General features: G+C 64.1%; 3 protein-coding genes and 1 pseudogene. All 4 read right to left on the bottom strand.

Going from position 1 to position 4,928, the window contains the following annotated elements; translation table 11 throughout:
- A partial coding sequence (locus EN879_RS24245; protein WP_127274291.1) for a peptidoglycan-binding protein occupies positions 1-1,118 on the bottom strand: 1,118 nt, incomplete at its 3' end.
- 150 nt (positions 1,119-1,268) lie between these two features.
- On the bottom strand, positions 1,269-1,634 hold the full coding sequence (locus EN879_RS24240; protein ID WP_013529465.1) for an MmcQ/YjbR family DNA-binding protein: 366 nt from the start codon (positions 1,632-1,634) through the stop codon (positions 1,269-1,271).
- A gap of 59 nt (positions 1,635-1,693) precedes the next feature.
- Positions 1,694-4,300 (bottom strand): ATP-dependent chaperone ClpB, encoded by a 2,607-nt coding sequence (clpB, locus tag EN879_RS24235; protein ID WP_063169066.1) that lies wholly within the window; start codon positions 4,298-4,300, stop codon positions 1,694-1,696.
- A gap of 219 nt (positions 4,301-4,519) precedes the next feature.
- Positions 4,520-4,928: pseudogene (locus EN879_RS24230) on the bottom strand (DUF4167 domain-containing protein); the annotation flags it as partial.

Genomic DNA, 4,928 nt, shown 5'->3' with positions numbered 1-4,928 from the left:
GCGTCATAGGCGAAAACCTCTTTCTTGTCCTTGTCGGCGACGATACGCGCCACCGGCGTCGAAACCAGCCTGCCGAAATTGGCGACCTTGATGATCGTGCCGGGACGATTGAAATCGACCTCCGGGTTGAGCGCCTTGAGATAATTCTCGTCCATGTGAAAGCGCTCCGCGAGCGCCTCGGTCACCGACGTATAACCCATGCGGTCGAGTTGCGCCTTCTGGCTGTAGTCTTCCGGGATCGACGCGACATAAGGACCGGCCGCGTCCTCCGCTGTGATCGTGTAATTGGCGAAGGCATCGCCGCCGGATTGCGCAAGTGCCGCCTGGATGGCGACCGCGTCGGTCGATCGCAGATTGGCGCCGGTGATCTGGTTGTAGGCGGCGAGCGCCTTGTCGACATTCGAACCGAAACGCCCGTCGATGACGCCAGGCGAAGCGCCACCCCGGTCGAGCAGCACCTGAAGGGCGGCGACATCCTGGCGCGCTCCCAGCGAAAGTGCCGGGGCAACGGTGGTCTTGTCGCCGGCCTTTGGCGGCAGAGCCGCCTGATCGGCGGGTGTCGTCGGCTGGGCAGGGTCTATCGCGGCCTCGTTCAGCGGCTGGCGCTTGATTGTACCCGGCTTAGCCGGCTGCGGCGCGTCGGGATAATTGTCGTCGTAATTGCCATCGTCCTGCGGCGCCGGCGGGTAGGCTTCGGCGGAATTGTCCCCATAGGGATCGTACTCATCTGCCGGCGGCGGGATAACGCGGCCTTCCTCTTCCAACTGCTTGCGCCGGAACCGCGCCATGTCTTCCGGATCGTCGAGATAGTAGCGGTCGTCGCCTTCGGGGGCGCGGCCCAGTTCGCGCAGTCGTGTCTCGCGGCGCAAGGCGCGGCGGTCGAGCCGGGTCTGCGGCGGCTGGATGGCGATGACCTTGCCGGTATCGGCATCGACGATCACGCGGTTGCCCCTGGCGTCGTAGTAGATGTCGAGATTACCGTCCTGGGCGACAAGGATGCCCCCGGTATCGGCAGCGCGGACAACCCTTGGCGCATTGTCCGTCGTCGGCGCGGCGAACGCCCCGGAAGACACAAGCCCGGCGGCTAGCGCCGAGAGGGCAAAGATCGTGCGGAACATGGTGGCCAAATTCTCCGGTCCGTAAATTTGCCGCCGCCGGCATTGTCTTCTGGCGAACCCCTTCGCCAGCAAACCAGTTACACCATCCTATGGTTCCAACATGAACCGGGCATGAAGATGGCGGTTTTCCGGCGCCTCAAGGAATATAGGCTAGCTTTCGGCAAGTCCCAATTCCTTGCGCGCCTGCCTGGTAAGCTTCAGGGCGACAAGGCGATGGCTCTCGCGCAGATAGTCCTTCAGCGCGGCATCATCCATGCTCTGGCTTGTCCGACGCTGGATCCATGTCATGCCGCGCGAGGCAAGATAGGGTGCGGGCCGTAGCCCCGGCTGTTCCTTGAGCACATCATAGGCGATATCGGAACATTTGAAGGTGACGAAGAGCTGCTGGCCATCGTCCCAGCCGCCGATCGCGAAGACCTTGGCCCCCACCTTCCAAACATGGGCGCCACCCCACTGGACGACATGGGTCGTCGAAGGCAGCGAGTCGCAGAAGCTGTTGTAGTCGTCCAGTGTCATCCCCACCCCACGTTTTATATGAAAACGCCGCGCGTCCAGGAAGGACGCGCGGCGCAGGATCAGGCTGCCGCTTCCGCCGCGACGATCGTCGGTTTGGAGCGGAAATTCAGCCGGTCGGAACCGGCTGTCACCTTGACGGTCGAGCCGTCGAGGATGTCGCCGAGCAGGATCTTCTCCGCCAGTGGGTCCTGCAATTCCTTCTGCATCACCCGCTTCAGCGGCCGCGCGCCATAGGCCGGGTCGTAGCCCTTGGCCGCCAGCCAATCCACCGCCTCCTGGTCCAGCGATAGCGTGATCTTGCGGTCGACAAGCAGGCTCTCGAGCCGCTTGAGCTGGATCTCGACGATGCGGCCCATATCCTGCCGGCGCAGCCGGTGGAACAGGATCACCTCGTCGACGCGGTTGAGGAACTCCGGCCGGAACGATGCCCTGACGACGTTCATCACCTCGTCGCGCACCAGATCGACATCCTGGTCCTCGGTGAGGTTGACGAGATATTCGGCGCCGAGGTTCGACGTCATGATGATCAGCGTGTTGCGGAAGTCGACCGTGCGGCCCTGGCCGTCGGTCAGGCGGCCGTCGTCGAGCACCTGCAAAAGCACGTTGAACACATCCGGATGCGCCTTCTCGATCTCGTCGAACAGCACGACCTGATAGGGCCGGCGCCGCACCGCTTCGGTCAGCGCGCCGCCTTCCTCATAGCCGACATAGCCGGGAGGCGCGCCGATCAGCCGGGCGACCGAGTGCTTTTCCATGAACTCCGACATATCGATGCGCACCATGGCGCTCTCGTCGTCGAACAGAAAGCTCGCCAGCGCCTTGGTCAGCTCGGTCTTGCCGACACCCGTCGGTCCGAGGAACATGAACGAGCCGATCGGCCGGTTCGGATCCTGCAGGCCCGCGCGGGCGCGCCGCACCGCTTTCGACACAGCTTGCACCGCCTCGCCCTGGCCAACGACGCGCTTGCCGATCTCGTCTTCCATGCGCAGCAGCTTGTCGCGCTCGCCCTGCAGCATCTTGTCGACCGGAATGCCGGTCCAGCGCGAGACGATATGGGCGACGTGGTCGGGGGTAACCACCTCTTCGACCATGCCGGCTTTGCCGTCCTGGGCCTCGGCCTCCTTCAGCTTCTTTTCCAATTCCGGAATCTTGCCATAGGCAAGCTCGCCGGCGCGCTGGAATTCACCCTTGCGCTGAGCAATGGCAAGGTCGTTGCGCGCCTCGTCGAGCTGCTTCTTCAGGTCGGCGGCGAGCCCGAGCTTCTGCTTCTCGGCCTGCCACTTGGCGGTGATCTCGGTCGATTCCTCCTCAAGGCCGACGAGTTCCTTTTCCAGGCGGGCGAGCCGGTCCTTCGAAGCATCGTCCGTCTCGACCTTCAGCGCCTCGCGCTCGATCTTGAGCTGCATGATGCGGCGATCGATCTCGTCCAGCGCCTCGGGCTTGGAATCGACCTGCATGCGCAGCCGCGATGCGGCTTCGTCGACCAGGTCGATCGCCTTGTCCGGCAGGAAGCGATCGGCGATGTAGCGGTTGGACAGCGTCGCCGCCGCCACCAGCGCTGAATCCGAAATGCGCACCTTGTGGTGCTGCTCGTATTTCTCCTTCAGGCCGCGCAGGATCGAAACGGTGTCTTCCACCGTCGGCTCGTCGACGAAAACCGGCTGGAAGCGCCGGGCAAGGGCTGCATCCTTCTCGACATGCTTGCGATACTCGTCGAGCGTGGTGGCGCCGACGCAGTGCAGCTCGCCGCGCGCCAGCGCCGGCTTCAACAGGTTGGACGCATCCATGGCGCCATCCGCCTTGCCGGCGCCGACCAGCGTGTGCATCTCGTCGATGAACAGGATGATGTTGCCGCTGGCCGAGGTGACTTCGGAGAGCACGGCCTTCAGCCGCTCCTCGAACTCGCCGCGATATTTGGCGCCGGCAATCAGCGCGCCCATGTCGAGCGCCATCAGCTGCTTGTCCTTCAGCGATTCCGGTACGTCGCCATTGACGATGCGCAGTGCCAGGCCTTCGGCGATCGCCGTCTTGCCGACGCCGGGTTCGCCGATCAGCACCGGATTGTTCTTGGTGCGGCGCGACAGCACCTGGATGGTGCGGCGGATCTCGTCGTCACGGCCGATCACGGGGTCCAGCTTGCCGGCACGGGCATCCGCAGTCAGGTCGCGCGCGTATTTCTTCAGCGCGTCGTAGCCCTGTTCGGCACTCGCCGAATCGGCGGTGCGGCCCTTGCGGACATCGTTGATGACCTGGTTGAGCGCCTGCGCGGTGACGCCGGCCTTGGCCAATATGTCGGCGGTCTTGGCCGACTTTTCCATGGCGAGCGCCTGCAAGAGCCGCTCGACCGTGACAAAACTGTCGCCGGCTTTCTTGGCCAGTTCCTCGGCGGTCGAAAACACTTTCGCCAGCGGCTGGGCCAGATAGAGCTGGCCATTGCCGCCCTCGACCTTGGGCATCGCTTCGAGCGCCGTCTCGACGCCAAGCTTGACGTCGCGGATGTTGCCGCCGGCGCGTTCGATCAGCGACGCGGCCAAGCCCTCGTCGTCGTCGACGAGCACTTTCAGGATATGTTCAGGGGTGAATTGCTGGTGGTTGCGGGAAAGCGCCATGGTCTGCGCGGACTGGATAAAGCCGCGCACGCGCTCTGAGTATTTCTCAAGGTTCATATCTGTCTCCTTCCATCACCGGCCCGCTTTGCGGCACCGGATCCGATTGCGGTGACGGACCCGCTCATTCGAGCCGGGTCCAGTTGAGGCTGATATGGTGCACAGGCGCTGAACCCTCAAGACGTCCCGATATCGGCAACCACATAATATTGCACGGCCGCCCAAACGAAAACGGCGGAGATTTCTCTCCGCCGCTCAATGCCTTGAAATGCCGTTGGGTCAGTTATCGATATCGACATTGACCGGTTGGGCGTTGCCGCTGTCGGCCGGGGCCGCAGCCACCTCGCCGGCGTCGGTCCCGGAACTGGCATTGTCACTACCGCCATCAACCTGATCGGCGTTGACGCGCGGGCGGCGCGGACGACGCGGACGACGGGCAGCACCGCTTTCGGCGGCCGCCTCGTTGAGTTCGGCCTGGGCGGCAAGACCTGCCGGGGAAAGGTTCTCGAACGACGGAGCCGGTTCGGCCGGCGCCACAGATTCGGTCGGCGAAACGGCTTCGCCCTGGACCGGGATCTCGTTGCCCTGGGGCTGACCACCTTGCTCGGCGGACGATGAAAAGTCGCGCTGGCCGTTCTGGCCATAGCCGCCATTGGGGCGGCGATCACGATGGCGCCCGCCATTGTTG

It is taken from the genome of Mesorhizobium sp. M7A.F.Ca.AU.002.02.1.1, assembly GCF_003998535.1.
Taxonomy (GTDB): Bacteria; Pseudomonadota; Alphaproteobacteria; order Rhizobiales; family Rhizobiaceae; genus Mesorhizobium; species Mesorhizobium ciceri.
Note: the sequence above shows the minus strand (reverse complement) of the source record. Positions and strands in the feature narration are given on the sequence as shown.

Coding starts and splice junctions, on each gene's coding strand:
- EN879_RS24240 (WP_013529465.1), bottom strand. CDS start 1,634: ATGACACTGGACGACTACAACAGCTTCTGCGACTCGCTGCCTTCGACG.
- clpB (WP_063169066.1), bottom strand. CDS start 4,300: ATGAACCTTGAGAAATACTCAGAGCGCGTGCGCGGCTTTATCCAGTCC.